Raw genomic sequence first — 3,695 nt, 5'->3', positions numbered from 1 at the left:
GCAGTGTCCTCAGACCCCGCAGTGTCCTCAGACCCCGCAGTGTCCTCAGACCCCGCAGTGTCCTCAGACCCCGCAGTGTCCTCAGACCCCGCAGTGTCCTCAGACCCCGCAGTGTCCTCAGACCCCGAGATGCCGCTGGTGCTCAGGCAGTTAGCACTCAGCACCCAGGACCCGGCCACTAGCACAGTCTTCCCGTCACTCGAACATGTAATGGCCCCGGAACCACTCATAGAGCCCGGGCAGGGGCAGACGCCTTTTTCCCCATCCCTCCCCACCCTTTCTGATCGGAGGCCTCGCTCTCCGACGTTCACATACCCGCCGAGACTATCAAAAGAGGCCCCCTCAATAACACGAGAAGCCGGAACACCTACAGTACTCGCATAGGCAGGAAAGGACCACGCGAGCGAACCAGCAGCCGCAACACAAACTAAAGCCAGACCCCTAATCATTTCACACTCCTGAATATATTTTAGCCGTAACAGTAAACATGCCTCAGTAAAGCTCCCCCCTCGCCAGAGAGCCTTTTCCAACCTGGAGAGTTGGACTGACAGACAGGTAAAGTCCCTGGTAGATTGATATCGGCAGAACCACCGCTTGCGGTTACATCGCCGAGGCGAGTCAGGCTGTAAACCAGTCCCACGAAAATATCGGGCGCTCGCCGAACGGGCCATCGGCCCTCTCGAGTCCCGGCGCCTCCGCCATAAGCTCCTGTTGGGTCGCACTCGTCCAGGCTGTCCTCACCAGCATCAGGGCAGCTCAAGCTCAGGATGAAAAACACTCAGTGATTCTGACCTATAGCAAACCAGTTGACACGCATCTCGACTACCATACCTGCGGCGGGCATTTCGTCTTTGGGCCGCCAAGCGACTCAAGATGCAAATCCACACAAACCTTTCGCGTGATGCTGTCAACCCCAGAAAGACTAAGCAGGCCTTTCTGTGTCATTTGAGTTGATGGTTGCGTGTCATCAGCCGACGCGACCACAGCCCCAGAGAAGACATTTACAGACATGAGGAAAACCGCTATGACAGCCCCACGAAGAAAAATTCCCATAATCCACCTATCTGTCGCCGCTCTAGTGGAATCACCACGCCAACGACGAGGGGCCCCTGCCATCCACCCCACTCATCCAATTAAGCTTTCAGCTTGGTCTCGCGAGAGTGGTGGGATTGAGTTGACGCGCCTCCATCTCAAGCATAGACGTTTGCTGCCTACCTGACTGCACTCAGCCGCCATCCGTCTGGGGGCAGAATTGAAAAGGCCCAGCAGGGTCGCCATTACTTGGTAGGATGAATTACGAGGTTGGGCAGTTATTGACGGGCGACAGGACACCCAGCAGTCCCACACAGAAATTACCACCCGTAGCGATGTTTGCAAGCCCATTTTGAGTCTGGCTATTCGAGCGGCTGCTTGACGTGGCACTCCAATTCCAGTTTGCCGGCGCCGCCATAACCCCATCGAATACTCGACCAGCTTGAAGTGACATGCCGCTCTCACTCGGCAAGAATCGAGGGTCAGGACCATCCGCTACAGCCACCGAAGTTGACCCCAACCCTAAGACACCCACGACAAAGCTGGCGAAAATTACCCCAGAAAAACGTCCACTCATCAATAACTCCAAAGAAAGAATCTTTTTGTGAATCTGGCCAAGACTGCCAAAGCTAAAACGACCATTAAAATATGCAATTGTTTCGAAAAATCACCGCGTTGCAGCAAGAAGAAGCAAGGGGTTACGCTACGTAACTACCCTCCGGGGGTCCACTTTCTCCTTGTTTGGCGCACCTGTGGTTGCAGATGGACTGGCATGAATCACCCCCAAGTTGACGGCATCACGAATATAGGGGCAGCCGCGAGCGGCAGTACGGGACAGTCTTTACTCATCCCTGCGGGACAGGATTAGAAAAGGGCAATTAGCGGTGTGGCCGTGTATGTGCGCACGGCCACACCTTCTTCCTCACGGCCACACTACTCCTGGGGGAAATCCCTAGGCGCCTCGACCCCCAAACATCCTAGCAATCACCAGGGGCGCCAACTATCACGCATCAGAACATAGGAGAATAAATTAGATCATACGCCTAGGGCGCGCTCCCCCAAGCCCTGGAAGAGGAAGTCTGTTGACAAAAATGAGCACTACTCTGGGCCTCATTCTGTCCCTTCGCCCTCATCCAGCCAACCTACTGTCCACGCTGTTCATTGAGGCTCATCAAAAATTCCTATGCCCATACGCGAGGTTGGTTGACTTGTTCCAGGCTGCATGGTGAGCTTTGCCTCAATCTCTACATCACGAAGAGGGGCAGTTATTAGTGGGAGCGAGAACGCCAAGGAGGCCGACGCACAGGTTACCACCAGTGGCAAGGTTCACAAGACCGTTCTGATTCTGCATGTTGCTTGAATTTCGAGCTGTAGATTGCCAATTCCAAGTTCCTCCTCCTGGCGTTCCCGCTCCAGGAGATGGGGCAGCAACTCCTTGCAGCATATTTGGAATTCCGGCTGTAGGCGGTAGTACACTATCAGCTTCTGCCATGGGAGCGACAGCAACACTGACAGCACTCGCTAGAAGCATTACGGAGAAAAATTTTCCGAGAGAGCGTCGCATGATTCCACCTCTTCGTCAAACCAACTGTTGTCAGGAATGCACTCAGTAAGGGATCAACGGTCCGGTGGGTAGGCCAACTGTTGTGAACAACCTACCCGGCCTACCCTTCGCCCTCCTTAGCCAAATATAGTCTGTTTGGGCTTCATTGAAAGAACCTCCTGTTCCACTGAAGCGCAAGCATGTATAAACCATGGTCACCGCCTGTCGCCGCAGATTCTATTTAATCTGACAGTGTCCTATGTAGTGAGGCAGATGAATCGCCTGTAGTGGCACATTGCGGCTGCGAGGCCTAAGGGCTGTCCCGTAACTGATCTTTGGCACGAGAGTGGTCGGCTGAGATCGGATCCTGGGTCCCACCCTTTGGAAAGGGCGCCGACCTCGGTTCACCCCTGTGACCGCACGACACAGCAGCGGATGGCAGGGGCCGTCCTCCCGGCAACGTGTGGATCCACCTGCCCGGGGAGATGAGCAGGGCTCCTGTTATCGTGCGCCGATGTCAACGATCAAGCAGTTCCAAGTGACCTTCGACTGCGCGGAACCTGCGCGCCTCGCCGCCTTCTGGTGCGAGGTGCTGGGGTACGTCGTACCGACAGTCCCGGAGGGCTTTGCCACGTGGGAGGAGTACCACCACTCGCTGCCGCCTGAGGACGAGGTCTACTTCGCGTGCGCTGATCCCTCGGGTGTGGGCCCGTGCGTGCTCTTCCAGCGAGTTCCCGAAGGCAAGGTCGTCAAGAACCGGGTGCATCTTGATGTGCGGGCCGGCGCCGGGCTCGTGGGTGACGAGCGCCTGGCCACACTCGAGGCCGAATGCGCACGGCTGATGGCGCTCGGCGCGAAACACGTGCTGACGCAGCGCGCCGATGGAGTCAACGAGTCGTGCATCACGATGCAGGACATCGAGGGCAACGAGTTCTGCCTCGCCTGATTCTCCTCCGAGACTGCGAGGGGGAGCCGTCTCCCGGGGACCTCTCAAGAGGATGTTCTTGCCGCTTACCTGCTGTTTTGTGCGGTTTGCCTGCCGCCCGGGATAGCCTGATAAATTCTGTATGCGCCGAATATGCCAAGGAAGCGCTCGCCATCGGCCTCGCGTGTCGTCCTG

General features: G+C 56.4%; 1 protein-coding gene. It reads left to right on the top strand.

Annotation, left to right across the window (positions count from 1 at the left end; genetic code table 11):
- Positions 1–3,089: 3,089 nt before the first annotated feature.
- Complete coding sequence (locus ACFPP6_RS36325; RefSeq protein WP_382051123.1) at positions 3,090–3,521, top strand: VOC family protein; 432 nt, start codon at positions 3,090–3,092, stop codon at positions 3,519–3,521.
- Positions 3,522–3,695: the final 174 nt, after the last annotated feature.

Origin of the sequence: Streptomyces aureoversilis, assembly GCF_042657885.1 — a bacterium.
GTDB lineage: Bacteria > Actinomycetota > Actinomycetes > Streptomycetales > Streptomycetaceae > Streptomyces > Streptomyces aureoversilis.
Note: the sequence above shows the minus strand (reverse complement) of the source record. Positions and strands in the feature narration are given on the sequence as shown.